Origin of the sequence: Amycolatopsis albispora (genome assembly GCF_003312875.1) — a bacterium.
Lineage (GTDB): Bacteria > Actinomycetota > Actinomycetes > Mycobacteriales > Pseudonocardiaceae > Amycolatopsis > Amycolatopsis albispora.
Genome location: NZ_CP015163.1, coordinates 1,624,898 through 1,650,814, shown reverse-complemented (window position 1 = coordinate 1,650,814; position 25,917 = coordinate 1,624,898). Strand labels below are relative to the sequence as shown.

24 protein-coding genes are annotated in these 25,917 nt (G+C 71.0%); 11 read left to right on the top strand and 13 right to left on the bottom strand.

Going from position 1 to position 25,917, the window contains the following annotated elements:
* Positions 1-17: 17 nt before the first annotated feature.
* Positions 18-1,937 carry a class I adenylate-forming enzyme family protein gene (locus A4R43_RS07990; protein ID WP_113691731.1) on the bottom strand — a complete coding sequence of 640 codons (1,920 nt, stop codon included), beginning with the start codon at positions 1,935-1,937 and terminating at the stop codon, positions 18-20.
* Positions 1,938-2,587: 650 nt separating this feature from the next.
* On the opposite strand from A4R43_RS07990, the gene dpgA reads away from it, so the two are divergent.
* From dpgA to A4R43_RS42610, 5 genes are all read left to right on the top strand, one after another.
* Complete coding sequence (gene dpgA / locus A4R43_RS07985) at positions 2,588-3,664, top strand: 3,5-dihydroxyphenylacetyl-CoA synthase DpgA (protein WP_236808834.1); 1,077 nt, start codon at positions 2,588-2,590, stop codon at positions 3,662-3,664.
* A gap of 6 nt (positions 3,665-3,670) precedes the next feature.
* Entirely contained in the window at positions 3,671-4,372 is a 702-nt protein-coding gene (gene dpgB / locus A4R43_RS07980) for an enoyl-CoA-hydratase DpgB (RefSeq protein ID WP_113691729.1), read from the top strand.
* Entirely contained in the window at positions 4,369-5,694 is a 1,326-nt protein-coding gene (dpgC, locus tag A4R43_RS07975; RefSeq protein ID WP_113691728.1) for a (3,5-dihydroxyphenyl)acetyl-CoA 1,2-dioxygenase DpgC, read from the top strand. The genes dpgB and dpgC overlap by 4 nt, the downstream gene beginning before the upstream one ends.
* Before the next feature lie 148 nt (positions 5,695-5,842).
* A complete protein-coding gene (locus A4R43_RS07970; RefSeq protein ID WP_162788365.1) occupies positions 5,843-7,036 on the top strand; it encodes an AAA family ATPase in 1,194 nt (397 codons plus the stop codon).
* A 59-nt stretch (positions 7,037-7,095) separates the two neighbouring features.
* Complete coding sequence (locus A4R43_RS42610) at positions 7,096-7,953, top strand: helix-turn-helix transcriptional regulator (RefSeq protein WP_162788364.1); 858 nt, start codon at positions 7,096-7,098, stop codon at positions 7,951-7,953.
* A 5-nt stretch (positions 7,954-7,958) separates the two neighbouring features.
* Here A4R43_RS42610 and A4R43_RS07960 read toward each other — a convergent pair whose 3' ends face one another.
* On the bottom strand, positions 7,959-9,692 hold the full coding sequence (locus A4R43_RS07960; protein ID WP_113691726.1) for a thiamine pyrophosphate-requiring protein: 1,734 nt from the start codon (positions 9,690-9,692) through the stop codon (positions 7,959-7,961).
* Positions 9,693-9,904: 212 nt separating this feature from the next.
* Here A4R43_RS07960 and A4R43_RS07955 point away from each other — a divergent pair, with 212 nt between their 5' ends.
* Together A4R43_RS07955 and dpgD are read left to right on the top strand one after the other, a co-directional pair.
* Positions 9,905-11,359, top strand: coding sequence for a benzaldehyde dehydrogenase (locus tag A4R43_RS07955; RefSeq protein WP_205215441.1), 1,455 nt, complete (start codon positions 9,905-9,907; stop codon positions 11,357-11,359).
* A gap of 12 nt (positions 11,360-11,371) precedes the next feature.
* Positions 11,372-12,172 (top strand): enoyl-CoA-hydratase DpgD, encoded by an 801-nt coding sequence (gene dpgD, locus A4R43_RS07950; protein ID WP_113691725.1) that lies wholly within the window; start codon positions 11,372-11,374, stop codon positions 12,170-12,172.
* 47 nt (positions 12,173-12,219) lie between these two features.
* Here dpgD and A4R43_RS07945 read toward each other — a convergent pair whose 3' ends face one another.
* Positions 12,220-13,206 carry an adenosine kinase gene (locus A4R43_RS07945; protein WP_113691724.1) on the bottom strand — a complete coding sequence of 329 codons (987 nt, stop codon included), beginning with the start codon at positions 13,204-13,206 and terminating at the stop codon, positions 12,220-12,222.
* Positions 13,207-13,406: 200 nt separating this feature from the next.
* Here A4R43_RS07945 and A4R43_RS07940 point away from each other — a divergent pair, with 200 nt between their 5' ends.
* The gene (locus tag A4R43_RS07940) at positions 13,407-13,715 is read left to right on the top strand and encodes a hypothetical protein (protein ID WP_113691723.1); all 309 of its coding nucleotides are present in this window, start codon (positions 13,407-13,409) and stop codon (positions 13,713-13,715) included.
* Positions 13,716-13,720: 5 nt separating this feature from the next.
* Positions 13,721-15,019 carry a DUF4474 domain-containing protein gene (locus A4R43_RS07935; protein ID WP_113691722.1) on the top strand — a complete coding sequence of 433 codons (1,299 nt, stop codon included), beginning with the start codon at positions 13,721-13,723 and terminating at the stop codon, positions 15,017-15,019.
* Here the strand turns inward: A4R43_RS07935 and A4R43_RS07930 are convergent, their stop codons facing one another.
* The 5 genes from A4R43_RS07930 to solA are packed head-to-tail and all read right to left on the bottom strand — an operon-like array spanning position 15,020 to position 20,144.
* Positions 15,020-15,262, bottom strand: coding sequence for a hypothetical protein (locus A4R43_RS07930; protein ID WP_113691721.1), 243 nt, complete (start codon positions 15,260-15,262; stop codon positions 15,020-15,022).
* 28 nt (positions 15,263-15,290) lie between these two features.
* On the bottom strand, positions 15,291-16,223 hold the full coding sequence (locus tag A4R43_RS07925; protein ID WP_113691720.1) for a PDR/VanB family oxidoreductase: 933 nt from the start codon (positions 16,221-16,223) through the stop codon (positions 15,291-15,293).
* The gene (locus A4R43_RS07920; RefSeq protein WP_113691719.1) at positions 16,214-17,641 is read right to left on the bottom strand and encodes an aldehyde dehydrogenase family protein; all 1,428 of its coding nucleotides are present in this window, start codon (positions 17,639-17,641) and stop codon (positions 16,214-16,216) included. The genes A4R43_RS07925 and A4R43_RS07920 overlap by 10 nt, the downstream gene beginning before the upstream one ends.
* Positions 17,638-18,930, bottom strand: a complete 1,293-nt coding sequence (locus A4R43_RS07915) for an aromatic ring-hydroxylating oxygenase subunit alpha (protein ID WP_113691718.1) — start codon at positions 18,928-18,930, stop codon at positions 17,638-17,640. The genes A4R43_RS07920 and A4R43_RS07915 overlap by 4 nt, the downstream gene beginning before the upstream one ends.
* Before the next feature lie 29 nt (positions 18,931-18,959).
* Positions 18,960-20,144, bottom strand: a complete 1,185-nt coding sequence (gene solA, locus A4R43_RS07910; protein WP_113691717.1) for an N-methyl-L-tryptophan oxidase — start codon at positions 20,142-20,144, stop codon at positions 18,960-18,962.
* Between the two features lie 99 nt (positions 20,145-20,243).
* On the opposite strand from solA, the gene A4R43_RS07905 reads away from it, so the two are divergent.
* Positions 20,244-21,173, top strand: a complete 930-nt coding sequence (locus tag A4R43_RS07905) for a LysR family transcriptional regulator (protein ID WP_113691716.1) — start codon at positions 20,244-20,246, stop codon at positions 21,171-21,173.
* Between the two features lie 27 nt (positions 21,174-21,200).
* Here A4R43_RS07905 and A4R43_RS07900 read toward each other — a convergent pair whose 3' ends face one another.
* Positions 21,201-21,536, bottom strand: coding sequence for an ArsR/SmtB family transcription factor (locus A4R43_RS07900; protein ID WP_113691715.1), 336 nt, complete (start codon positions 21,534-21,536; stop codon positions 21,201-21,203).
* 66 nt (positions 21,537-21,602) lie between these two features.
* Here A4R43_RS07900 and A4R43_RS07895 point away from each other — a divergent pair, with 66 nt between their 5' ends.
* Positions 21,603-23,540 (top strand): heavy metal translocating P-type ATPase, encoded by a 1,938-nt coding sequence (locus A4R43_RS07895; RefSeq protein WP_113691714.1) that lies wholly within the window; start codon positions 21,603-21,605, stop codon positions 23,538-23,540.
* Here the strand turns inward: A4R43_RS07895 and A4R43_RS07890 are convergent.
* Genes A4R43_RS07890 through A4R43_RS07875 form a run of 4 tightly spaced genes read right to left on the bottom strand, consistent with a single transcriptional unit; the run spans position 23,537 to position 25,810 of the window.
* Positions 23,537-24,379 (bottom strand): class I SAM-dependent methyltransferase, encoded by an 843-nt coding sequence (locus A4R43_RS07890; protein ID WP_113691713.1) that lies wholly within the window; start codon positions 24,377-24,379, stop codon positions 23,537-23,539. The genes A4R43_RS07895 and A4R43_RS07890 overlap by 4 nt on opposite strands.
* A gap of 16 nt (positions 24,380-24,395) precedes the next feature.
* Positions 24,396-24,773, bottom strand: a complete 378-nt coding sequence (locus A4R43_RS07885; RefSeq protein WP_113691712.1) for a hypothetical protein — start codon at positions 24,771-24,773, stop codon at positions 24,396-24,398.
* Between the two features lie 3 nt (positions 24,774-24,776).
* Complete coding sequence (gene ykgO, locus A4R43_RS07880; protein WP_037360975.1) at positions 24,777-24,899, bottom strand: type B 50S ribosomal protein L36; 123 nt, start codon at positions 24,897-24,899, stop codon at positions 24,777-24,779.
* Positions 24,900-24,922: 23 nt separating this feature from the next.
* Entirely contained in the window at positions 24,923-25,810 is an 888-nt protein-coding gene (locus A4R43_RS07875; RefSeq protein ID WP_113691711.1) for a GTP-binding protein, read from the bottom strand.
* Positions 25,811-25,917 lie beyond the last annotated feature (107 nt).

The following is a 25,917-nucleotide window of genomic DNA, read 5'->3' as shown; positions in this document are numbered from 1 at the left end:
GCCGCGCGGAACAGGCCTCAGAACGGTGCGGTGGTCGGCTCGGGCACGTCGTCCGCGGCGGTCGCCACGGCCTGCCGGGTCACCAGCACCAGGCGGGCACCGGGGAACCTGCCGTCCGCCTGCCACCGCTCGACCAGGTCGCGAACGCGGCCGTGTTCACCCGCGTGGGCCGGGAACAGCACCACCTCCGGCGTGCGTGCCGTCGCCGCCAGCGAATCGAGATCGAGGTGCACGGCCACCGGCACCCCGGCGGCGGTCAGCCCGAGGTCACCGTCACCGAGCACGGCCCAGGCACCGGCCTCCGGCGGCACGAACGGGACCGCGGAAACGGGCGTCCAGTCCAGCCGGAACAGCGATTCGAGCGTGGTCTCCCTGGTCGCGCACAGCCGCGTTTCGGCGTCCAGCAGTCGTCGTCGCGTCACCTTGCCCGACGCCGTGCGCGGCACCTCACCGATCTCGTGGATCTCGTCGGGCACCTTGTAGTACGACAGGTGCTCGCGGCAGGCCGCGAAGATGGCCGCCGTGTCGACGACGCCGGGTTCGTCGGGCACCACAAAGGCGACCGGCACCTCACCCAGCACCTCGTGCGGCTTCCCGGCCACGGCGACGTCGGCGACGCCGTCCACCGCGCGCACCACGGCCTCCACCTCGGCCGGGTGGATGTTCTCGCCACCGCGGACGATCAGTTCCTTGATGCGGCCGGTGATGGTCAGGTAGCCGAGTTCGTCGCGGCGGGCGAGGTCGCCCGTGCGGTACCAGCCGCCGTCGAGCGCGGTGGCGGTGGCCTCGGGCTGGTTGTGGTAACCCAGCATCACGTTGGGGCCGCGGACCCACACCTCGCCCTCGGCGCCGACCTCGACGTCCTCACCGGTGCGCTGGTCGACCAGCCGCACCTTGAGCCCCGGCACCGGCTGGCCGCACGAGCCCGGCACCTGCGCCCCGGACGGGCGGCTCATGGTGATCGCACCGCAGGTTTCGGTGCTGCCGTAGCTGTCGACCAGGCGCACGCCGAAGGTGTCCTCGAAGGCGTTGCCCAGCGCCGCCGTGGTGACCGCGCCGGTCACCACGCACACCCGCAGCGAGTACGCGTCCAGGCCGTCGGTCCGCGCGACCCGGATCAGGTGGTGGTAGAGCGTCGGCACGCCGACGAGAAAGGTGTAGCGGTCCTCGCGCAGCAGCGAGACCACGTCGTCGGGGGCGAGGCCGTCCACGATCCGGACGCTGGCGCCGGTCGCGATCACGCCGTGCACGCACACCACGTGCGCGAAGGAGTGGAACAGCGGCAGCGGCCACAGCACGTGGTCGTCCTGGGAAAGGCCGAGCAGCGGCACGTAGCAGGCGGACACCGACCACAGGCAGCTGCGCTGCGTGGACAGCACGCCCTTGGGCAGGCCGGTGGTGCCGGAGGTGTAGAGCATCCAGGCCACGTCGTCGAGGCCGAGGTCGTCGCGTGGCGGCTCGGGGGCGTCCGTGGTGGCCAGTTCCTCGTACAGGCGCGGCGCCGGTCCCGGGCCCGCCGGCACCTCGGACGTGCCGACGAGCAGGACGACCACCTCGTCGCGCCCGGCCAGTGCCGTGCGCACCTGCGACCAGTGCGCGAGGTCGGTGATCACCACGGTGGCGCCGCTGTCCCGGAGGATGTGCGCCAGTTCGGCGTCGGAGGACCGCGGGTTGACCGGCACGCCCACCGCGGCGGCCCGGATCGCGGTCAGGTAGCTCTCGACGTTCTCGACGCGGTTGCCGAGCAGGATCACCACGCGCGCGCCACGCGGCACGCCCAGCCCGGCCAGGTGCCCGGCCAGCCGCGCGGTCCGGCGTTCCAGTTCGGCGTAGCCGACCTCGCGGTGCTCGTCGGCGTAGGCGAGCTTGTCCCCGCGCCGTTCGGCATGCACCCGGAGCAGTTCGGAAAGGGGCCGAATCAACTCGGATCGCGCCATCGTGGCCTCTCATTCAGGCGGTGCGCGCGCCGCTCCGCCAAGAGCGGGACACCGCGACAATTGCGATATCGAACCGGATCGCGATCGGTTTCGGCGCCACCGGGGGCGAACTGCGAACCGATTATTTGAAAATTGCACCGAAATTGGGCTCGCGACCGAGGCTATCGGCCGCCGAACAACGCCCGCAACCCCGACCGGTTTCCCCTCCCGCACCCCCGCCGAACCCCCCTAGAGCAGTCGATGCCCACCCCCCTGCACCCCCCCTGCCGCGCCGGTCCGCACCCCCTTTCGCTCCCCTAGGGCGCCGGTCACACCAGGGTCGCGACCGGGCGGAAGAACGCGCAAATCACCCGAACAGCAACCAAAAGGGCTGGTCACGGCCGTCGGCGGCGGCGCGGCGAAGGGGGCGCCACCGGCCGTCGGGGTTGCCAGTCAATCACCACCGCCGATAGCATCCGAAAACAACCAACAAAAGCCGGGAAACGCTGGCACACCGCGGTGCCCGTTCCTTTGCCACCCAGTCTGTCCGTGACCGACCGGCAGTTGTCTCGGGGTACTCAATGACGGGTTCACAGATTTCAGCGCATAATTATGCAGTCGAACAGACTGGCTACACAAAAGACGCGGCTCCGGTGTTCGCCCCGGCGATCGTGGGCACCGGAACCGCCGTGCCCGCGTTCTCCTACTCCCAGGAGGAGCTGCTCGAGGTCTTCCGGATCGAAGACCCCCGGATCCGCTCGGTGTTCCTCAACAGCGCGATCGAACGCCGGTTCCTCACCCTGCCACCGGAAGGGGCCGACGGCACCCGGCGGATGGAGACGCAGGGCGAACTGCTCGCCAAGCACCGCGCGAGCGGGATCGAGATGGGCGCCCGCGCCCTGCAGGCGTGCCTGAAGAACGCCGACGCCGACCTGGAGGACGTCCGCTACCTGTGCTGCGTGTCGTCCACCGGCTTCATGACCCCCGGGTTCAGCGCGCTGATCATTCGCGAGCTGGGCCTGGAGCACAACACCAGCAGGCTCGACGTGGTCGGCATGGGCTGCAACGCCGGGCTCAACGGCCTCGCCGCGGTCACCGGCTGGGCACACGCGCACCCCGGGCAGCTCGCGATCATGCTGTGCGTGGAGGCCTGCTCGGCCGCGTACGTCTTCGACGGCACCATGCGCACCTCGGTGGTGAACAGCCTGTTCGGCGACGGCGCCGCCGCGGTGGCGGTGCAGGCCGGGCCGGGCGCCCGGCACGAAGGTCCGTCCGTGGTCAAGTTCGCCAGCTGCATCATTCCCGAGGCGCTGGAGGCGATGCGGTACGACTGGGACGACGACCACGGCAAGTTCAGCTTCTTCCTCGACCGCGAAGTCCCCTACGTGGTCGGCGCCAACGCCGAGGAAGTGGTGGGCAGGCTGCTCGCGGGCACCGGCCTCAGGCGGGACGACATCGCGCACTGGATCATCCACTCCGGCGGCAAGAAGGTGATCGACTCGGTGATGATCAACCTGGCGCTCAGCCGCTGGGACGTCCGGCACACCACCGGGGTGCTGCGCGACTACGGCAACCTGTCCAGCGGCTCGTTCCTCTTCTCCTACAACCGGCTGATCGACGAGGGCGTGGTGGCGCCGGGCGAGCACGGCGTGCTGATGACCATGGGCCCCGGCTCCACCATCGAGACGGCGCTGCTCCGCTGGCCGGGCGGCGAGAACGCGCGTGACGGCCAGCGCAGGGAGTTGTGACAAGAAGTGGCTTCGAGTAACAAAACACCGGCACCGCCCGCCGAACGGCTGAGCCTGCCCGGAACCGGTCCTCTGTCCTCGTCGCTGGTGCTCGCGATCAACGAGTTCTGCGACCGGATCGATGCGCTGTCCGGCAACACCGTCGCGGTGATCGAGGTCGGCGACGCCGAACCCCACCAGGCCTGGCCGGGTGAGGTCAGCATTCACCTGGTGAGCCGCTGGGAACGCGCGGTCCGGCGGGTGGAACGCCTGCGCGCCACCACGATCGCCGCCGCGTCCGGTACCTGTTCCGGGCCGGCGCTGGAACTGCTGCTGGCCACCGACTACCGGCTGGCCGCGCACGACGCCCGGCTCCACCTGCCCAGCGAGCCCGGCGGCTTCTGGCCGGGCATGGTGCTGCACCGGCTGGCCAACCAGATCGGCGGGCGCCGGGCTCGCCGGCTGCTCCTGCACCCACCCGAGCTGAGCGCCGCCGAAGCCGCCGGCTGGGGTCTGGTCGACGAAGTCGGCCAGGATCTCGGCGCCGCGGTCGAACGGGTGGTGAGCACGCTGGCGCCGGTGGACGGCGCCGAGTTCGCCATCCGGCGCCGGTTGCTGCTGGACGCGCCGACCACCACCTTCGAAGACGCGCTCGGCGTGCACCTGGCCGCCTGCGATCGGGTGCTGCGCCGCGCGCGGGCCGACGCCGAAACCCGGCTCCCGGCATGACCGCCGTCAGCCGCGCGCCGGAAACGCCCGTACCGAGCGGAATTCTCGAGCAGGACGCGGCCACCATCCGCGAGCACTCGGCCGCCGGGGAAGAGGTGCTCGCGGGGCTGCCCGCCAAACCCGACCGCACTGCCGGCCAGCAGCGGACCGCCGACGAAGTGCACCGGTCGTGCCGCCGGCTGCGTGCCGGTTTCCTGCGCCTGCACGCCGAACGCGTCTACGACCAGCTCACCGACGGGCGCACCACTCCCCTGCGCGTGGCCGCGCTCGCGCGGCGGGCCGCGGAGCTGTTCCCCGGCCTGGTCCCCGGCAAGCAACAGCTCGAAGCCGAAGGCGACCGCATCCAGTCGGCGAAGGAAGGCCGTGAGATCGATCAGGGCCTGTTCTTCCGCGAGGTGCTGCGCAGTCCGGCGGCGGGCACGCACCTGCTCGACAGCATGCTGCTGCCCACCGCACGGGCCGAGGCGCTGCTTCCCGAATTCCGCCGGACCGGCGACCTCGACCTCGGCACCGTCCGGATCACCCGGCAGGGCGACGCGGCGCACCTCACCATCGGCAACACGCGGTACCTCAACGCCGAAGACAACGAGCTGACCGACGACATGGAAACCGCGGTCGATCTCACGCTGCTCGACGACGGGATCCGCGTCGGCGTGCTGCGCGGCGGGGTGATGACCCACCCGCGGTACCACGGAAAACGGGTGTTCAGCGCCGGGATCAACCTGACCAAGCTGCACGACGGGCGGATTTCCTTCACCGATTTCCTGCTCCGCCGCGAACTCGGCTACCTCGCCAAGCTGGCACGCGGCCTGCGCCTCGGCGAGGACTCACCGGACTGGCCGCTGGACACCTTGGCCAAGCCGTGGGTGGCCGCGGTCGACTCGTTCGCCATCGGCGGCGGGGCGCAGTTGCTCCTGGTCTTCGACCACGTGATCGCCGCCGCCGACGCCTACTTCAGCCTGCCCGCGGCACAGGAAGGCATCGTGCCGGGCGCGGCGAACCTGCGGTTACCACGCCAGTCCGGCCCGAGGCTGGCCAGGCAGGTGATTCTCGGCGGGCGCAAGATCTGGGCCGGTGAACCGGAAGCCGCCACGGTGTTCGACACGGTGGCCGATCCACGGGAAATGGACCGGGTCATCGCTACCGAAGCCGAGCGGCTGACCAGCCCGGCGGTGGTGGCGAACCGGCGCATGCTCAACCTCGCCGAAGAACCACCGGACGCGTTTCGCCGTTATCTGGCCGAATTCGCCCTGGAGCAAGCACTTCGCCTGTACAGCTCGGATGTGCTCGCCAAGGTGGGCAAGGCCTGGGCAGGTCAATAAAAACGCCGACGTCACCGAAATTTCATCGCCGTCCGTTACCGTCTCGTTACTCCGCAGTGATTATGCGGATCTTGTACGGAGGCTCACTAGGGTTGGCTCGCAACCCAGCCGACTCGCAATTGCCACGACGCCATGGGGGGCGCACCGCATGATCCTGGTGGAACGTCAGGAGGAACTGAAACTCCTCAAGGACCTCTACGCCGACTGCGCCCAGGGGCGCGGGCAGGTGGCGCTGATCACCGGCGGGATCGCCAGCGGGAAGACCGAACTGCTCGGCTGCGCCGCCGACGAGGCCGCGGCGGCGGGCGCGCTGGTGGTCACCGCGGTCGGCTCCCGCGCGGAGCGCGCGCTGCAGTTCAGCGTGCTGGGCCAGTTGTTCCACGGCGTGGACCTGCCGGACGGGATCGCGGCCCGGGTGGCGGCGCTGCTGAACGAGGAAACCCTGACCGCCGGAACCGCCACCGGCGAGCCGCTGACCGTCGGCCACGAGAACGCCCGTGCGGTGCACGGGTTGTCGATGATCCTGCTGGAGCTGGCCAGGACCCGGCCGGTGGTGGTCTGCGTGGACGACGTGCAGTTCGCCGACAGCCCGTCCTTGCAGGTGCTGCTCTACCTGCAGCAGCGCATCCGGTCGGCGAACATGCTCATCCTGCTCACCGAATGGGCCACCTCGCACCCGACGCACCCGGTGTTCCGCGCCGAAATCGCGCGCCAGCCGTACTTCCACCGCATCCGGCTGAACCCGCTCAGCCGGCGCGGGGTGGCGGGGCTGCTGGCCGCGCACCTCGACATCCCCGCCGCCAACCGCCACGCCGCGGCGGGCTGGCGGCTCAGCGGCGGCAATCCGCTGCTGGTCAAGGCGCTCATCGCCGACTACCGCGACGCCGCCGCACGGTCCACACGCGACACTCCGGAGCTGGTGGCGGGTGCGGAGTTCAGCGAAGCGGTCATCGCCTGCCTGCACCGGTGGGACCCGATCCTGCTCACCGTGGCCAGGGGCGTGGCGGTGCTGGGCGAATCCTGCCCCGCCTCGTCGAAAACGCTCGGGCGGCTGCTCGGCATCAAGGCCGACTCGGCCACCCAGGCGCTCGACGTGCTCACGCTGGCCGGGCTGCTCGACTCCGCCGGCCGCTACCGGCACCCGTCGGCCGCCGCGGCCGTGCTCGACAGCCTCAGCCCGGAGGACCGCGGCCGGATGCACCTGCGTGCCGCGGACCTGCTCTACCAGGACCGCGCGCCGGTGGCGCTGATCGCCCAGCGCTGCTGTCGAACATCGGCGCGGACATCGCCCTGCGCCAGGGCGATCTGCCGCTGGCAGCGGACCGGGCCAGGACGGCGCTGAGCCGGATCCCGGCGCAGGGCTGGGGCGCCTCGATCGGCTCCCCGCTGGCCAGCCTGATCATGGCGACCACCGCGATGGGCGAGTTCGGCGCGGCCGCGACCGCGCTCAAGCAGGCCGTGCCGAAATCCATGGCGCAGACCTGGTTCGCCCCGCAGTACCTCCGCGCCCGCGGGCACTACCTGCTGGCCACCAACCACCTCACGGCCGCGCTGAACGACTTCGAAAGCTGCGGCGCGCTGATGACCAAGTGGCACATCGACCAGCCGGCGCTGGCCCCGTGGCGCCGGGACGCGGCGCTGGTGCACCTGCGGCTCGGCAAGCCCGAAGCAGCCAGGGAACTGATCACCGAGCAGCTCCGGATCGGCGGCTCCATCGGGCCGCGCACCAAGGGCGCGTCCCTGCGGGTGCTGGCCGAAGCGGCGGAACCGGCGCAGCGGCCGCACCTGCTGGCCGAGGCCGCCGAACAGCTGCGGTCCTGCGGCGACCGCTTCGAGCTCGCGCTCACCCTGGCCGACCTCGGTGAGGTCTGCCACCGGCTCGGTGACTCCGCCAAGGCACGGGAGGTCATCCAGCAGGCGGTGCAGGCCGCACGCAGCTGCGAGGCCGCGCCGTTGCAGCAACGCCTCGCCGCCGTGCAGGCCACCGTCGGCGGTGACACCGCCGCCGACGAACCGGACGAGAACGAGGGGCTGGCCGCGCTCAGCGACGCCGAATGGCGCGTGGCGTCGCTGGCCTCGCTGCGGCACACCAATCGCGCCATCAGCCGGAAGCTCAGCATCACCGAGAGCACGGTGGAACAGCACCTGACGCGGATCTACCGGAAGCTGAAGATCGACAGCCGCACGCAGCTGCCGGAAGGGCTGCCGTTCCGCCGGACCGCGTGGGCCGCCGAAGTCCGGCGTGACCACGCGGGCTGAGCGGGTCATACCGGCGGAACACGGACGGCCAGCACCGCGGAACGCCCGTCCCGCACCACTTTCACCGCCTCGGTGAGCAGCGGCGGCAGTTCCGCCGGGTCCGCGACCGTATGGGCCCAGGCGTCCGCCGCCGCGGCGGCCACCCCGGGCAGGTCCGCGCCCGGCGCGAACCCGACACCGAAGTCGTCGTTCGCCGCGGCCACCCCGTCCGGGTGCACGGCCAGGGTGGACAGCTTGGGCGCGCGCCAGCCCTGGTTGTCGATGATGACGGTGAGACTCGGGGCGCCGTACCGCCTCGCCGTCCACTGCGCGGAGGCCGGTACGCCGAACAGGTAGGTGCCGTCGCCCACCAGTGAGACCACCAGCCGGTCCGGCACGGCGAGCTTCACCCCGATCGCGGCACCGGCGTGCCAGCCGAGCGAGCTGCCGCCGGAACCGAACAGCGTGCCCGGGACCGATCGCGGGACGAACTCGCTGACCACCCCGAAGTTCGTGATGGCTTCGGAGAGCACGATGGTCTCGTCGTCGATGGCGTCGTGCACGCAGACCGCCAGGTACTCGGGCGTGATGACGTCCGGTCTGGGCCGGGCTTTCCGCGCGCGGTCCGCGGCCCGGCGGTCGTGGTCGGCCACGCTGCGCGCGTACCGGGCCGTCACGTCTTCCGCCCGCACCGGACCGGCGGCGACCTCGTCCGCGAGCTGCCGTGCGGCCAGTCCCGGATTCGCGCGGGCGTACAGTTCCGCGGGCACGTGCCACAGCGGTGTCCGTTCCTTCAGCGGATCGGCGTCCACGACGAAGATCCGCGCGTTCCCGGCGGGCCGGTTCAGCGACGGGATCCACGGCACCTCACAGCCCAGCACCAGGATCACGTCGGCTTCGGTGAGCGCCGGGTTCGGCGCGGGGGTGTTCCACTGGTAACCCGCGTGCAGCGGGTGGTCGGCCGGGAAGTTGACGTACATCGGCACCGACTCGATCACCCGGACGGCGAGCCGTTCGCACAGGCGGACCAGCTCCACCACCGCGTCCGGCTCGCGGCCGAGGTTCGACGTCACCACCACGGGATTCCGTGCTCCGGCCAGTGCGTCCGCGATCCGGGCCGCCACCTCGGGCGCGAGTGCGCCGGGTGTGGTCGCGGTGAAGAGTTCCGCGCGGCCCGGTACCGGGGTGAGGTGTTCCTCCATCACTTCCCGCGCACCGACGAGGTACACCGGCCCGGCCGGCTCGCTGCACGCGATCTGGAGCGCGCGGTGCACCAGCTGCTTGACGTTCCGGCCGGTCCGGATCTCGTTGTCGTACTTGGTGTATCCCCGCACGATGCCACGCTGGTCCGGCACGTCCTGGATCCAGTGGATGAACTCGTTGCGGCCGCCGGGGAGTTCCCCGTCCTGCGTCACCGGTGACGCACCGGCGAAAACGAGCACCGGCACCCGCGCCTTGGCCGCGTTGTGCAGCGTGCCGCCGAGGTTCTGCGTTCCGCAGTCCACGTGCACGACCACCGCCTGCGGTCGCCCGCTGGCCTGGGCGTACCCCTGCGCGGCGGACATGGCGACGCTCTCGTGCGGGCAGATGACCAGCTCGGGCAGTTCGCCGGCGCGGCCTTCGTCACGGGCCCTGGCGTAGGCCTCGACGAGCCCGGGGTGATCACTGCCGAGATTCGCGAACACGTAACGGACTCCGGCTTCCGCCAGAGCCTCCAGGAACGCCGTGCTGGTGGTGTACCAGCGCTCCGCACGCGTCATGGCCCCGCCTCCCCGAATCGCTGGGCCCCGAGCCAAACAGCCGCAACGGCTCCCCGGCAACCCCGATCGGCGGCACCGGGCGCACCCCCTCACCGGCCCCCTAGCACCCCCGGATTCCGCGGGCGCGGGAGCGCTTTTCCTTGGCGCGCTTGATCGGCGCACCTAGCATTTCCCGGGAATCGACCACTTCCGGCCGAGGAGATCCCGTGTTGCTGGACATCCTGGACATCGGTGCGCTCACCGGCAAGGTGTTCAGCTCCGGCTGGGTCACCGCGTCCGGCACGGTCGACGTGGTCGAACCGGCCACCGGCAAGACGCTCGCCACCACCGGCCTGGCCTCGGCCGCGGACATCGACGCGGCCGTGCGTACCGCCGTCGAGGCGCAGATTTCCTGGGCTGACACGGAACCGGCCGAGCGCGCGGCCGTGCTGCGGCGCGCCGCCGGGATTCTCGAAGCACACCAGCGGGAAGTGGCCGAATGGCTGATCCGCGAAGGTGGTGCGGTCGCGCCGAAAGCCGCCTTCGAAATTCGCTCCGCCGCCGACGAACTGTGGGCGGCCGCGGCACTGCCCACCCAGCCGCACGGGCACCTGCTGCCGTCCGGGCCCGAGTTCGAGAGCGTCGGGCGGCGGGTTCCGCTCGGTGTGGTCGGTGTGATCAGCCCGTGGAACTTCCCGCTCGTACTGGCCCTGCGCGCCGTCGCGCCCGCGTTGGCGCTGGGCAACGCCGTGGTGCTCAAGCCCGACGTGCAGACACCGGTGTCCGGCGGGTTCGCCGTAGCGCGGATCTTCGAGGAAGCCGGGTTGCCCGAGGGTGTGCTGCACGTCCTGCCCGGCGACGCCGAGCCCGGTGAAGCGCTGACCGCGCACCCCGACGTCCCGATGATCGCGTTCACCGGGTCCACCGCCGTCGGCCGCCGGGTCGGTGAGGTGGCCGGGCGCCTGCTGAAGCGCTGTTCGCTGGAACTCGGCGGGAACAACGCCCTGATCGTGCTCGACGACGCCGATCTCGACGCCGCGAGTTCGGCGGGTGCCTGGGGTGCCTTCCTGCACCAGGGCCAGATCTGCATGGCGGCGAGCAGGCACGTGGTGCTCGAAGCGGTAGCGGACGAGTACCTCGAACGGCTGGCGGGCCGGGCGCGTGCCCTGGTCGCGGACGACCCGTGGACCACCGAAGCCGCGCTCGGTCCGCTGATCAACGCCACCCAGTTGTCCAGAGTGGACAGTATTGTGCGCGAAACCGTGGCCGCGGGCGCGGACCTGCGTGCCGGTGGGGACTACCGCGATCTGTTCTACGAACCGACCGTGCTGGCCGGGGTGACCACCGAGATGCCCGCGTTCACCCAGGAGATCTTCGGCCCGGTCGCGCCGGTGGTCGTGGTGCGTGACGAGGACGAGGCGGTCCGCGTCGCCAACCAGACGGAGTACGGCCTGGTGGCGGCCGTGCAGACCGGCTCGCCCGAACGGGGAAGGCGGCTCGCCCGGCGGTTGCGCACCGGCATCGTGCACGTCAACGGGCAGACCGTGGACGACAACGCGTTCGTGCCGTTCGGCGGCACGGGCGCCTCCGGCAACGGCAGCCGCCACGGCGCGCTCCACAGCTGGGACGAGTTCACCCGGTGGCAGTGGCTGACCGTCCGCCCCGCCGCGGCGCCGTATCCGTTCTGAGGAGGTTCGTCCATGGCCGAGGAACCGCGGGTGCTCTACCGCAAGCAGGGGCACGTCGCCCGCATCACGTTGAACCGACCGGACGTGCTCAACGCCATGGACCTGCGGATGCACGAGGAACTCGCCGCCGTCTGGGACGACTTCGAGGCGGACGACAACCTCTGGGTCGGCGTGCTCACCGGCGCCGGTCACCGCGCCTTCTCGGTCGGCCAGGACCTGAAGGAACTCGTCCAGCGAGTGGAAAACGGCGAGCCGCCGTCGACCTTCGGCAGCCGCGGCAAGCCCGGCTGGCCCCGGCTGACCGAGCGCTTCGACCTGTCGAAACCGGTGATCGCGCGGGTCAACGGCTACGCGCTCGGTGGTGGTTTCGAACTCGCGCTGGCCTGCGACCTGCTCGTCGCCGCCGACTCCGCCACCTTCGCCCTGCCGGAAGCCCGGCTCGGCCTGATCGCCGGCGCGGGCGGCGTGTTCCGCCTCGCGCGGCAGCTGCCGTTCAAGACCGCACTGGGCCACCTGATGACCGGACGCCGCCTCGCCGCCGACCGCGCGCTGGCCCTCGGCCTGGTCAACGACGTGGTGCCCACCGCCGAACTGGACACCTGCGTCGACGAATGGGTGGAGGATCTGCTGCGCTGCGCCCCTCTTTCCGTGCGCGCCATCAAGGAAGCGGCGACGGCCTCGCTGTCCATGTCACTGCCCCAGGCCTTCGCCACCCGCTTCACCTGGGAAGAACGCCGAATGCACAGCGAGGACGCCCTCGAAGGCCCCCGCTCCTTCGTCGAAAAACGCCCCCCGAAGTGGACCGCCACCTGAAGCTCTACGGCGTGGGAATTGCGGGCAATGTTTTCGCCGCGTTCCTTTCACCCGCGTAGTTCGGCGAGTTGGACCTGGGGTCGCGAACCGATGTGGGAAATGATCTCCGACGCGGCCACCGAGCCGAGGCGGGCGCATTCGGGGAGTTCGTAGCCGTGGGTGATGCCGTACAGGAATCCGGCGGCGTAGGCGTCGCCGGCGCCGGTGGTGTCGACCACCTGCTCCACCGGCTCGGCGGGCACCTCGTGCCTCGTGTCGCCGGAGAACACGACCGAGCCCTTCGCGGATCGGGTGACGGCCACCACCGACTCCCGGCCGCGCAGGCCGGCCACCGCGTCCTCGATGCGGTCGGCCGGGTACAGCGTCTTGATCTCGTGCTCGTTGGCGAACAGGATGTCCACCTCGTTTTCCACCAGGTGGCGGAATTCCTCGAGGTGGCGCTCCACGCAGAAGGTGTCCGACAGGCTCAGCGCGACCTTCCGGCCCGCGTCGTGCGCGACCGCGATGGCGTGCCGGATGGCGTCCTTCGCCCGCGGCGGGTCCCACAGGTAACCCTCGATGTAGGTCACCTTCGACCGCGCCACCAGGCTTTCGTCGACATCCTCCCTGCCCAGTTCGACGCACGCCCCGAGATAGGTGTTCATGGTGCGCTGGCCGTCGGCGGAAACCAGGATGAGACTGCGGGCCGTGGCCGCGCCGGTGGTCGCCCGCGGGGTGCGGAAGTGCACCCCGACCGCGCGGATGTCGTGCTCGAAAGTGGCCCCCAGCTGATCGTCCCTTACCTTGCCGATGAAGGCGGCGGAACCGCCGAATGACGCAATGCACGCCATTGTGTTCGCGCAGGAACCACCCGACATCTCGATTCCCGGACCCATGTCGGCGTAGAGCGCTTCCGCCTGCTCCGGGTCGATCAGCGTCATCCCGCCTTTCGGCAGTCCCCGGCTGAGAATGAATTCGTCGTCCTCCTGTGAAAAAACGTCGACGATGGCATTGCCGAACCCCAGGACGTCCAGTTCACCGGTGGCGTCGCCCATGTTTTCTCCCATTCGAGCGTGGTCGCCCGAAGCGTATCAGCAGACGGGCACGGGATGACCAGTCCGCGAGCACGCGGAGTGACCGATCGGCCGCATTTCTGTCCAAGGAGGACAGTCGGGCGCACCGGCTGGCGCCGGGAGGGAACCGGTGGGACATTTGGCGCGTCTCTGTAACAAAGGACCGGCAGGGAGGGTGAGCCATGGGCTTCGAGGTGCACGTCAGGGACCTGGCCAGAGCGGCGGACAGGCTGGCCGCGGCGGAGTCGCCGGCACTGGACGCGCAGGGGGCGCCGAGGGTGGGCGGTACCGACGGCGCCGCCGGGTACGCGGCGGACTACCAGGTCTGGCTCGAGACCAGAAGGCTGGATCTGAAGGCGGCGGACCAGCAGACCGCCGCCATCGTCGCCAAGATCAAAGCGGCCGCCGAGGCCTACGACACGAAGGACGCCGACGCGCGCGACGCCTTCGTGAAGGCCATCGACGACGGCTTCGCGCAGATCGACCGGTGAGCGCGATGTTCGACCGGATCTACGACCTCGCCGACAAGCTGGACCAGGGCAGCACCACCGACCTGGACGATCGGGCCAGGGCCTGCCGGGCCGCCAAGGACGAGGTGCACACCGCCAAGACCGCGCTCGACGCGCTGCGCACCGAGCTGGACGAGGCCTGGCAGGGCAACGCGGGCGAAGCCGCGCTCGCCGACCTCGACGACTTCCGGCGCAACCGCGAGCGGCAGGCCGACGACCTCGGGCATTCGGCGGTGTCCTTCGAGGTGGTCCGCGACGCGCTGGAGAAGGCGCAGCGCGATGCCCGGAGCAAGCGCGAGGAGGCCAAGGCACTGCAGGCCGAGCTGGAGAAAGCCTGGCAGGACGCCGAAGACAACCCGCTCAAGCTTCCCGGTGCCTGGGCCAAGCAGGCGAAAACGAAGGTCCAGGAGGCGCTCTTGCTCCTCGACATGGAGCGGATCGTCCGGACCTACGACATGGTCCTCAACAACGAGGGCGCGACGATCCGCGGCATGAAGGGCCACATCGACGAGGACGCCGGCGCCGTCCTGCGTGCCGAGCGTGACAAGGACGCGGGCGTTCTCGGCGAACTGGCCCACATCCTCAGCGTGCTCAAGAAGAACCCGAACCTCGGGAAGTCGCTGCTGATGGACAAGCTGATGGAGAACCCGGAACTCGCCAAGGAGATCTACCGGTACTTCGGGTTCAAGTACAGCGAGAACGGTGATTTCTACACCACCGGCGAGACCTCGTTGCAGAGCTACTTCGGCTGGCACGACCTGTACGACGAGGCGGGCCCGGCGCTCGGGATGAGGCTCCACGAGACCAGCCACCCCAACATCGAGTTCCGCGACCCCGAGACCGGCAAGCAGTACCGGCTGGAGGCGTGGAAGGGCAGCTACGGGCACGGCGGCTCGTTCGGTGGCGAGGTCGCGCTGTACGCCAAGGACGCCGATCCGAAGGGGCCCGACAACATCCCGGGCTACCACTCCGCGGTCACCGGCGACGACCAGATCCGGGTCACCCAGCAGATCTACGACAAGAGCCACCCCGACCGCGTGTACATGACCAACGACGGGCAGGGTTCCCACGACCCGGACAAGCGGCACTACTGGAACCTGGCGATCCAGACCGATCCGAACGTGGACCGCGAGCAGCTGGGCCAGCGGGCCACCATCCACGTTGAGCATCGGCCAGCGATGCGCGACGAGATGTTCAAGGCCATGCAGCGTTACGCCGAGGCGGACCCCACGTTCAAGCCGGTGCTCAATCCCGACGGCTCGATCAGCTACACCTGGGAGAAGTGATCACCATTCGAACTTGGTGTTGAGCTCGTACGGCTTCTCATCGGAGTCGTCGGTGTCCTGCCCCGGTTCGAGCAGGCCCTCGAACAGGTCCGGGAGGTCGAGCAAGCCGACCACCTCGTCCGCCACGTGCTGGCCGTGGCGCTCATCGATGTCCACCAGGCCTTCGCGCAACGCGGCCGTCGCGGCCGCCCTGGCCTTGGCACGCAGCGCCCGCGCCAGTTCCTCCGGAGTCGGTCCGCTCATGGCCCGACAGTACCGCCGCGCGGCCGGATCAGAGGTCGAGTCGCAGGAGCGGGCAGCCGTGTTCGGCGCGGGACACGCAGATCATCAGGCAGTCCTGGGCTTCCCGTTCCGGGCCGGACAGCAGGGAGTCGCGGTGCTCGGCGCGGCCGCCGAGCACCGCCGTCTCGCAGGAACCGCAGGTGCCTTCCCGGCACGACCAATCCACGGCGACGCCCGCGTCCTCGGCGACGGCCAGAATGCTGCGGTCCGGGGGCACGGTCGCGGTGAACCCGCTGGCCACGAACTCGACCTGGAACGGCTCGTCCGGGCCGCTCGCGGCGCGGGGTGTGAAGCGTTCGGTGTGCAGGCTCCCGGGCGGCCAGTCGTGCATCTGCGCGGTGACCGCGTTGAGCAGGGGCTCCGGGCCGCAGGCGTAGACATGCGTTCCCTCGGCGGCTTTCCCGAGCGGGCGGGCCAGATCGGGCAGCCCGAATTCGTCCTGTGGCACCAGGGTGACCCGGTCGCCGTAGCGGGTGAGTTCGCCGGTGAACGCCATCGAACACCGGCTGCGACCGCCGTAGAGCAGGGTCCAGGGTGTGCCCGCGCGCTCGGCGTGGGTGATCATCGGCAGGATCGGCGTGATCCCGATGCCACCGGCGATGAAGACATAACGTGCGGCGGGCCGCAGCTCGAAGTGGTTGCGTGGTCCGCTGACTTCCACGAGGTCGCCGGGGTGCAGCTTGTCGAAGACCTGCTTCGACCCGCCGCGGCTCCTCGGCTCACGCAGGATGCCGAGCCGCCACCGCCCGCGGTCGCCGGGATCGGAACACAGCGAGTACTGCCGGATGAGGCCGTCCTCGAGGTGCAGGTCGATGTGCGCGCCGGGCGTCCAGGCGGGCAGCGCGCCACCGCCGGGGGCTTCCAGTACCAGGGAAATCACGCCGTCGGCCTCGTCGCGGCGCTCGGCGACCATCAGCCGCATGACGGGCCGACCCGGGCGACGACGGTCTTGAGCGTGAGGTAGCTGTCCAGCGCGACCAGCCCGCGTTCCCGTCCGGTGCCGCTGAACTTGGTGCCACCGAAGGGAACGGCGACCCCGCCCGCGAAGTATTCGTTGATCATCACGTATCCGGCGCGGACGCGACCCGCCACCCGCAGGGCGCGGTCGATGTCGCGCGTGTGGATTCCGGCACCGAGGCCGTAGTCGGTGGCATCGGCCAGTTCGACGGCGTGGTCCTCGTTGTCGAACGCGGCAACGGCCAGGATGGGCCCGAAGATCTCTTCACGGGCGATCCGCATGCCGGGAGTGACCCCGGTGAACACCGCGGGCGCGAAGAAATGCCCGCGATCGGGCACCTCCTGCCGGGTTCCGGCGAGGCGTGCGCCCTCGCTGAGCCCGATCTCGAGATAGCCGCTGACCCGGCGGTGGTGGTCGGCGGACACCAGCGGGCCCAGGGCGCGATCTTCGATCCCCGGGCCGAGCGTGAGTGCCGAAGCCCGTGCCGTGATCCGCTCCACCAGTTCGTCGTGGATCCGGCGGTCGGCGAGCAGGCGCGACCCGGCGTCGCAGTACTGGCCGGTGTTGGCGGTGAAACCGGTGACCACCTGGGCCGCCACCTCGTCGAGATCGGCGTCGGCGAACACCAGCTGCGGGGACTTGCCGCCGAGTTCGGTCACCACCGGGGTGATGTGCTCGGCCGCCGCACGCAGCACGGCCCGGCCGGTGGTGACCGAGCCGGTGAAGGTCAGCGACCCGATGCCGGGGTGCGCGGCGAGCGCGTGCCCGGCCTCCGCGCCGAGCCCGGTCACCACGTTGACCGTGCCGGGCGGGTAACCGGCCTCCAGCACCAGCTCGGCGAACCGCAACGCGGTCAGCGGGGTCTGCTCGGCCGGTTTGACCACGGCCGTGTTCCCGGCCGCCAAGGCGGGCGCGACGCTGCGGCACAGCATCGACAGCGGCGCGTTCCACGGCACGATGTGCGCGGTGACGCCGACCGGCTCGCGCACGGTGAACGCCAGTGCGCCGGGGCCGATCGGGATCGTCTCGCCGTGCAGCTTGTCGGCGGCGCCCGCGTAGTAGTCGAGGTAGTCGACGCAACCGCCGATTTCCGCGTGTGCCAGCGACAACGGCTTGCCGGTGTCGAGGGTTTCCAGCCGGGCGAACTCGTCGCGGACGCCGTCGAGCGCGCGGGCGAGTGCCCGCAGCAGGCGCCCCCGGTCGGCGGGGGTGGTGAGCCGGAACCCGTCGGCGCGGCGGCGGGCAGCCTGCACGGCGAGGTCCACGTCGGCGGTGTCACCGCGGGCGACGTGGGCGATCGTCTCCCCCGTCGAGGGATCTTCGACCGCGATCGTCCCGCCGCGGGACGGAACCCGGGCGCCGTCGATGTGGTGCGTGCTCATGCCGGTTCCGGGAACATCGGCGTCATCGGATCCTCGTCGCCGCCGGGCACGCGGTCGATGCCGACCATCCGGTCGATGACCATGTTCTGGAAGCGGTGCACCGGTTCCTCGAACCGGAAGCACATCCGCCCGCCGCGGTACGCCGGGTTTTCGATGCCCCGCTGGACCTCCTCGACGATGTGCAGGTCCTGGCGGTTCACCAGATCCCAGAACTTCTCGAGCTGGTCGAGGCCCTGCTCGGCTTCCGGGTCGCCGAGGCATTCGGGATGGGTGAGCAGCACCGCGGTCTCGATCGTGCGGTTCGCCGCGACGGGCTGGTTGAGCAGCACAAAGGCGTGGTTCGGCAGGACCACGAGCGCGGTGCTGGGGAACAGCCAGGCGAACCGGCCGCTGTCGGCGTCCTGTCCACCCAGCGAACTCAGCGGGCGCAGGCCGTCCCAGCCACCGGCCTCGGTGTTGCGTGACACCGGTGTGGTGCACATGCCCATGTACCGGCCGGGGCCCTGCCAGCGGTGGTGGTCGGCGACCTTCGAGACCTGGTTCAGCTCGGGGTGCACCCACGGCAGGTGGTAGTACTCCATGAAGTTCTCGCCGACGAGCTTGTAGTTCGCGGCCACGTCGTAGGTGCGGCGGCGCCGCGGCACCCACTCGTCCAGCCGATAGGCGGCGAAGCGCCGCGGGAGGTCACCGAGGTGGGTGGCGAGCGGCTCCGGATCGGCAGCCAGGTTGGCGAACAGGAACGGGCCCCAGGTGTCCACGGCCACCGGGAGCAGGCCGTAGTCGGCGCGGTCGAAGCCCTTGGCCACCGAGGTGTCGAAGATCGCCTCCTGCCCGGCGGGCACGTCCGAACCCTCGAACAACGGCGTGCCGAGGCAAGTGCCGTCGGTGTCGTAGGTCCAGTTGTGGTACGGGCAGCGGATGCGCCCGCGCTTGCCGACCTCGCGGGCGTCCGGGCCGAGCAGCCGGGTGGCGCGGTGGCGGCAGACGTTGTGGAAACCGCGCAGCGAGCCGTTCCGGTCACGCGTGACGATGATCGAGCGGCCGGCGACCTCGGCCACCACGCAGGCGCCGGGGCGGTCGACGTCGGCGGCGATGCCCACCGCGACCCAGCCGGTGGCGAACACCCGCTCCCGCTCGACGGCGAAGAACTCCGGTGCGGCGTAGGCGTCGGGAAGCAGCGTCGAGGCCAGCTCCACCGGCAGGCGGGTAGCGCGATAGGTGCTTTCGTCGGTGAAGCGAGCGGGGTCGACGGGCCGGGCCGGGAGCGCGGCGTGCGGGTCGGCGGTCATCGCGGCGGCCTCCTCTCTCGGTGGAACGGTCAGACGTGGAAGGCACGCGGGAACGCGGGATCGGTGAGCGCGGGCCGCGTGCTGGTGAAGGCGTCGATCGGGTGCGCGGGAGCGCGGTCGAGCGCGAGGTCGGTGAGCAGCCCGCCGATGAGCGCGGCGAACTTGTAGGCGTGCCCGGCGCCGATGGCGACGACGATCTGCGGGTGCGCCGGCAGCCGGTCGAGCACGAAGTTCTGGTCCGGCGGCACGGTGTACAGGCAGGTCCTGGAATACAGCTCGGGGCCGCCGAAGCGCGGGAGGTGCCGGTCCACGAACTCCGCGTAACGCTTGCGCCGCACCGGATCCGGCTCGAAGGAACGGTCGTCCGCGGTGGTCTCGTCCCCGCCCATGTGCTGGCCGAGCTTCGTGGCGACCTCGCCGTAGACCGGGAACCCGTAGAAGTTGTGGTGGCCGTGCCACATGAACACCGGGAACCGGCCGGGCGCGAACTCCGCCAGGTGCGGGGTGGCGTAGTAGGTGACCTGCTCGCGCAGCACGGTCAGCGGCAACTGGATCCCCGTGCCGGCGAGGACCTGGTTGGTCCAGGCGTCGGCGGCCACGACAACCCGGTCGGCCAGGATGGTGCCGCCGTCGGTGACCACCGCGACCCCTTCGCCGTCCGGTCGCACCGCGTGGACCTTGGTGTGCGTACGGATCTCGGCACCACGAGCGCGGGCCAGCGCGATGTGCACGGCGTTCGCCTTGGCGGCGTCGACGATGCCCGATTCGGATTGGTACAGCGCCTGCTCGCTGCCACCGACGCGGAACTGCGGCCATCGATCCACGAGGGCCGCGGCGTCGAGCAGTTCGTAGTCGACCCCGAAGCGGTCGAACACGGCGGTGTAGCCCTCGATGTTCCGGCTGCCGGTGGCGGCCGCGCGCCGGGCTTCCCGGTCCTCGATGACCAGGCCGCCGGTCCGGGTGACGATCCGCTGGCCGGATTCGGCCTCGATCTCGTCCCACGCCTGGTACGCCGGCCGGGCGAGCGCGGCGTATTCGGGCTGGTGCTGCGCCAGCCGGATGATCCGCGAGTGGTCCTGGGAGGCACCGCGGTGGTGACCGAGTTCGAACTGCTCGAGGCCGAGCACACCGGGGCCGAGGTCCGCGGCGAGCCGGTACAGCGCCGCCGAGCCGAGGCCGCCGAGACCGACGACCACCACGCGAGCGCGGGACATGGGTTCCTCCTGCGGGTCGGGGCTGGTGACCCCAGTGTCAGACCCGCGAATGTGCACGTCTATCGAAGAATCGAACTAGGGATCTTGTACGTTTGGTACATGATTGATCGGCGTCTCCGGGTGCTGCGGGCGATCGACCGCCATCGGACCGTGACCGCGGCCGCCGAGATGTGCCGCCTGACCCCGTCCGCGGTGTCGCACCAGATCCAGGCGCTGGCCAAGGAACTCGGCGTCGCCCTGCTCGAACCCGCCGGTCGCGGGGTGCGCCTCACCGCGGCCGCGCGCACGCTGCTCGCGCACGGCGAGGTGCTCACCGCCCAGTGGGAACGCGCCCGCGCCGACCTCGCCGCGCACCGCACCGGCGGGATCGGTGGCACGCTGCGCTTCTGCGGGTTCTCCACCGCCGCCGCGGCCGTGGTGCCGCAGGCGATGGACCGGCTGCGCGACGAGCATCCCGCGCTGCGCCTGCACCTGCGCGAGACCGAACCGGCCCGCGCCTTCGACCTGCTCGCCGCCGACGACACCGACATCGTGGTGGTCGTCGCGACCCCCGACATCCCACCGGCGTCGGACGAGGCGTTCGACCAGCACGTGCTCTACGACGAACCGCTGGACATGCTCGTCGGTCCCGATCATCCGGTGGCCGGCCGCACGGACGTCGCGTTGAGCGAACTCGCCGCCGATCCCTGGATCGGCAGCAATCCGGGACGCGCCTACCACCAGCTGGTCACGCTGGCCTGCACCAGCGCGGGCTTCTCGCCCGACGTGGCGCACTACGCCGACGAATGGGACACCGGCGCCGCACTGGTCGCCCGCGGTTTCGGCGTTGCCCTCGTCCCCCGGTTGGCGGAGCTACCCGCCAGGCACGACACCCGCCGTGTCCGCGTCGGCGCGCCACCCGTGCCGATCCGCCGCGTCGTCGCCGCGATCCGGGCGGGTTCGCGGGAACAGCCCGCCATCGCCGCCGGGCTCGCCGCGCTCCGGGAGGTCCGCGCGGCGCTGGCGGCCACCCTCGACGCGCCGCGGTAACCCTCAGTCCACTGTGGACAAGCCGCGTCAGCCCGCCGAGCTCGACTGCTCGACGTGGTCCACATGGAACAGTGCCTGCCTGAGCAGGCTCTGCACGTGGTCGTCGGCGGCCGAGTAGTACACGAACGTGCCTTCGCGGCGGCCCTTGACCAGCCCGGCGAGGCGGAGCTTGGCCAGGTGCTGGCTCACCGCGGTCGGCGCGACCCCGGCGAGCTCGGCCAGGCAGGCGACCGACGACTCGCCCTGCAGCAGCGCCCACAGCACCTTGATCCGGGTGGGGTCGGCCAGCAGGCGGAACGATTCGGCCGCCAGGTGCACCTGCTCCTCGTCGGGCATGTCGAAGTCCGGCAGCGATGTGTGCATACGCCCACCCTACTTGCGTGCGCAACTACTTGCGTATCTGCATGACTGCGCAGATATGATGCCAGGGTGACCGCAGAGCTGAGCACCACGCCCGCCGCGCCGCCCGAGCCGACCGCCCCGCGCCGGAGCGGGGTGTGGTCGCTGCCGGAAGTGCGGTGGGCCGCCGCCGCGACCGCGTTGTTCGCATTGGGCCTGACCGCCCAGCTCACCGGCGGCCCGGCCTGGTTGTGGTGGGCGCTGTACTTGGCCTGCTACGCCACCGGCGGCTGGGAACCCGGCTGGGCGGGGCTTCAGGCGTTGCGGGAGCGGAAGCTCGACGTCGACCTGCTGATGGTGCTCGCCGCGATCGGTGCCGCGGCGATCGGCCAGGTTTTCGATGGCGGCCTGCTCATCGTCATCTTCGCCACCTCGGGCGCGCTGGAGGCGATCGCGACCAAGCGCACCGAGGACTCCGTCCGGAACCTGCTCGACCTCGCCCCCGACCAGGCCACCCGGCTCACCGCCACCGGCGAGGAGACCGTCCACACCGCTACGCTCGAAGTCGGCGACGTGATCATGGTGCGCCCCGGCGAGCGAATCGGCGGTGACGGCGAAGTCGTCGATGGCGCCAGCGAAGTCGACCAGGCCACCATCACCGGTGAACCCCTCCCGGTGGACAAGGCGGCCGGTGACGAGGTGTTCGCCGGGACGCTCAACGGCACCGGTGTGCTGCGCGTGCGGATCACCCGCCCGGCGGGCGAAACGGTGATCGCGCGGATCGTCGCGATGGTGGCCGAAGCCAGCTCCACCAAGGCCCGCACCCAGTTGTTCATCGAGAAGATCGAGCAGCGCTACTCGGTCGGCATGGTCGCCGCGACGCTGGCGCTGTTCGTGGTCCCGCTGCTGTTCGGCGCCGCGCTGGAGCCGACCCTGTTGCGCGCCATGACGTTCATGATCGTCGCGTCGCCGTGCGCGGTGGTGCTGGCCACCATGCCACCGCTGCTGTCCGCGATCGCCAACGCCGGGCGGCACGGGGTGCTGGTCAAGTCCGCCGTGGTGCTGGAACGCCTCGGCACCGTCACCCACGTGGCCTTCGACAAGACCGGAACGCTGACCGACGGCGCCCCTCGGCTGACCGAGCTGCGCGCGCTGCCCGGCACCGCGGAGGACGAAGTGCTCGCGCTGGCCGCCGCCGCGGAACACCCGTCCGAGCACCCGCTCGCGCGTGCCGTCGTGGCCGCCGCCCGCGAAGCCGGGCTGCCGCCGCGACCCGCCGAGGCGTTCACGTCCACGCCGGGACACGGTGTGAATGCCTTGGTGGACGGCCGTTTTGTCGAAGTGGGCAGCCCCGCCCGGCTGCTGGACGACGAGCAGGCGGCCGGTGTGGTGGCGGAGCTGGAACAGGCCGGGCACACCGCGGTGGTGGTCAAGGCCGACGGGCGGCCGATCGGCGTGCTCGGCCTGTCCGACCGGGTCCGGCCCGGCGCGGCCGGCGCCGTCGCCCGGCTCACCGCGCTGACCGGCGCGCGGCCGGTGCTGCTCACCGGTGACAACCCGCGGGCCGCCGCCCGGCTCGCCGCCGAGGTGGGCATCACCGACGTCCGCGCGGGCCTGCTCCCCCAGGACAAGGTGGCCGCCGTGCGTGAGCTGGAAGCCGCGGGCGGCAAGGTGCTGCTCGTCGGTGACGGCGTGAACGACGCACCGGCGCTGGCCGCCGCGCACACCGGGATCGCGATGGGCCGCGGTGGTGCCGATCTCACCCTGGACACGGCCGACGCGGTGATCACACGCGACGAACTCGCCACCATTCCCGCTGTCGTCGCGCTGGCCCGCCGCGCCCGCCGCCTGGTGGTCGCCAATCTCGCCATCGCGGGCGGTTTCATCGCCGTGCTGGCGACCTGGGATCTCGTCGGCACGCTGCCGCTGCCGCTCGGTGTAGCCGGGCACGAAGGCTCCACCGTCATCGTCGGGCTCAACGGCCTGCGCCTGCTGCGCCGCGCGGCCTGGCGGCGGGCGGCCGCCTAGGCTCCGGTAGCCAGGTGCCAGGTGGTCGCCTGGAGCACGAAGAGGTCCTGACGGTGGGTCAGCGCGACCGGGTCGGCGGGGTCGAGCAGCCGGGCCAGCGCGGCGGCGTCCTCAGTGGACAATTGGTCGCCGATCAACCGCTGGATACGGGTGAATCGGTCAATCACATGCCGCCGGACGTCGTCACCGGCCGGGGCTGGGAGGTCGAGCAGGAAGGTCTTGCTCGCCTGGTGCCGCAGACCGGCGTCGGCGAGCAGCAGCGGCCAGTCCCGGCCACCGCCGACGGCGGCGCCGGTCAGCGACCACGATTCGACGAAGTGGTCGCTCAACGTCGCTTCCAGCCGGTTCACGAAGCTGGGATTGCCGACGCCGTAACCACCGGGCAGGAACCGGGCTGGCAAGCCGCCTTCCGCGATGGCCAGTACCCCCGAGCCAGGAGTGAGCAAAGTGGACAGTTCACGCAGGGCGGCAACCGGGTCGGGCAGGTGGTGCACAACGTGCGCGCACCAGACCAGGTCGGCCGGAGCCAGCGCGGCCAGCGAGGAATCGCCGATCGCGCCGAACTCGGCTCGTACTCGATGGCCGAGGCCGTGTTCGGCGAAGCGCGCCGCGGCGCGCTCGACAAATCCCGGGGTGGGATCAACCGCGATCACCTCGCTCGCCGGGAAACCTTCGGCCAGCAACACCGTGCCGCAGCCCGGCCCGGAACCCACGTCCAGCACGCGGGAGCCCAGTGGATGCCGGTCGGACAGCCAGCGAACGGCCTGGCGCACCATCGGCTCGCTCACCGCGGCGTCACGCTCCACTGTGGCCAGTTCATCTTCCCAGGTGGCGGTCATAGCGGACTCCTTGGTTTCACGAGGTTCCCGAGACGGTGACCGGGCGCAGGTGCGATGGCAGTGGTTCCCCGGCGCCGAGGCCGGTGGCGAGCCAGTCGCACAGCGCCGCCGTGTCCGCGGCTTCGTGCAGCGGACCGGCGACAACGGCGGGACCGAGCGGCCTCCGCGCGGCATCACAGCGTTGCACCAGGACAAACGCGCCCGCTCCGCCACGCCCCCGGCAGCACGGCGCGTCCTCGTCAGCCAGTGCCTGGAAGAGGCAGCCCGCGCGCACCAGGACCCCGTGGCAGGTCGATCGCACGAACGCGCCCAGCGCACCCAGCACGTCGTGCCCGCCCGGTGCGCGGAGGCAGCCGCCGAGATCGCACACCACCAGGGTGAAGCCGCCCGTCACCGGTCAGCCCTGACGTGCCTTGAACTTCGGGTTCTTCTTGTTGATCACGAACGTCTTGCCGTGCCGGCGCACCACCTGCGAGCCCGGCTTGTTCTTCAGCGAGCGCAACGACTTCCGCACCTTCATCTGCGTTTCCTCTCTCTGGTTGATCACCTGTGCGCCGGAAGCAGTTCCGGCAGTCCCATCGGGTCGTGGTAGGCCGACCAGCCCGGCGGGCCGCTGTCGAACTCGGCCCAGGTCAGCTCGCAGTCCCGCAGCAGCGCGGTGATCTGCTGCTCGTCCACTTCGTCACCGGTGAACGCGAGCACCGTGCCCCGATCGGCGAAGCGGTGGTCCCAGTCGAGGGCCACCGCGGCGGGCACGGCTTCCCCGTCGGCCCGGTCGGCCGCCCAGACACCGCCGTCCTCGAAGGCCACGTGCGGTCCCACGCCACACCAGACCACCCGGCGCCGCGGCACCGAGGCGATCCAGAGCCTGCCCCGTGACCAGACGCTGCCCGCCGCCAGTTCCGGCATCGCGGCCGCCAGCCGCGCCGGGTGCAACGGCAGCCGGGCTCGGGCCAGCACCGTCCGGAAAGGACCCGACTCGGTCACCACCGGAACCGTGACCGCGCCCGGTGCGCACCGGGCGATCACCTCGTCCACGTCGTATCCCCCGGGCTCAAACGACGAACCGAGCCGGTGCACCCGCGCGCGTGGCGCCAGCTGGGACAGCAGGTGCTCCCCGCGTCCATCGCCCGCTCGCGGCAGCACGCACGTATCGGCACACGCGAGCGCGTCGATGAGGTGCTCCCCGACCAGCACCTCATCGATCTCGCGCCGGTCCCACAGCCGTTCTTCCAGCCGCGCGGGATCAAGCGCCACCACCACGTACCCGACCTCGGCGTCCGGGCGCTCTTCACCGAGGCGGTCGAGCACCTGCGCCAGGTCCACCCCGAACGGCACCCGGACCACCGGGTTGCCGGATCCGACCGCGTGCTCGGCCTCTCGCACCACGTCGTCGTCAGGACCGGTGAGCACGACCAACCGCGGGAACATGAGCGAAGCCTAGTACATAATGATTATCATTTTCAACACGCCGGACAACCTATGCGCCTTGACGAATATTCAGGTCAGCCTTACCTAAATCCGACAGCCTGTCGTAA

Coding starts and splice junctions, on each gene's coding strand:
- A4R43_RS07945 (WP_113691724.1), bottom strand. CDS start 13,206: ATGGGCGACGCCACCGGTGAACTGGACGTCCTGGGGTTCGGCAATGCC.
- A4R43_RS07905 (WP_113691716.1), top strand. CDS start 20,244: ATGATTGATCGGCGTCTCCGGGTGCTGCGGGCGATCGACCGCCATCGG.
- A4R43_RS07930 (WP_113691721.1), bottom strand. CDS start 15,262: ATGAGCGGACCGACTCCGGAGGAACTGGCGCGGGCGCTGCGTGCCAAG.
- A4R43_RS07960 (WP_113691726.1), bottom strand. CDS start 9,692: ATGACGCGTGCGGAGCGCTGGTACACCACCAGCACGGCGTTCCTGGAG.
- A4R43_RS07925 (WP_113691720.1), bottom strand. CDS start 16,223: ATGCGGCTGATGGTCGCCGAGCGCCGCGACGAGGCCGACGGCGTGATT.
- dpgC (WP_113691728.1), top strand. CDS start 4,369: ATGACCGCCGTCAGCCGCGCGCCGGAAACGCCCGTACCGAGCGGAATT.
- solA (WP_113691717.1), bottom strand. CDS start 20,144: ATGTCCCGCGCTCGCGTGGTGGTCGTCGGTCTCGGCGGCCTCGGCTCG.
- A4R43_RS07890 (WP_113691713.1), bottom strand. CDS start 24,379: ATGACCGCCACCTGGGAAGATGAACTGGCCACAGTGGAGCGTGACGCC.
- A4R43_RS07970 (WP_162788365.1), top strand. CDS start 5,843: ATGATCCTGGTGGAACGTCAGGAGGAACTGAAACTCCTCAAGGACCTC.
- ykgO (WP_037360975.1), bottom strand. CDS start 24,899: ATGAAGGTGCGGAAGTCGTTGCGCTCGCTGAAGAACAAGCCGGGCTCG.
- A4R43_RS07935 (WP_113691722.1), top strand. CDS start 13,721: ATGTTCGACCGGATCTACGACCTCGCCGACAAGCTGGACCAGGGCAGC.
- A4R43_RS07990 (WP_113691731.1), bottom strand. CDS start 1,937: ATGGCGCGATCCGAGTTGATTCGGCCCCTTTCCGAACTGCTCCGGGTG.
- A4R43_RS07915 (WP_113691718.1), bottom strand. CDS start 18,930: ATGACCGCCGACCCGCACGCCGCGCTCCCGGCCCGGCCCGTCGACCCC.
- dpgD (WP_113691725.1), top strand. CDS start 11,372: ATGGCCGAGGAACCGCGGGTGCTCTACCGCAAGCAGGGGCACGTCGCC.
- A4R43_RS07940 (WP_113691723.1), top strand. CDS start 13,407: ATGGGCTTCGAGGTGCACGTCAGGGACCTGGCCAGAGCGGCGGACAGG.
- A4R43_RS07875 (WP_113691711.1), bottom strand. CDS start 25,810: ATGTTCCCGCGGTTGGTCGTGCTCACCGGTCCTGACGACGACGTGGTG.
- A4R43_RS42610 (WP_162788364.1), top strand. CDS start 7,096: ATGGCGACCACCGCGATGGGCGAGTTCGGCGCGGCCGCGACCGCGCTC.
- A4R43_RS07900 (WP_113691715.1), bottom strand. CDS start 21,536: ATGCACACATCGCTGCCGGACTTCGACATGCCCGACGAGGAGCAGGTG.
- A4R43_RS07920 (WP_113691719.1), bottom strand. CDS start 17,641: ATGAGCACGCACCACATCGACGGCGCCCGGGTTCCGTCCCGCGGCGGG.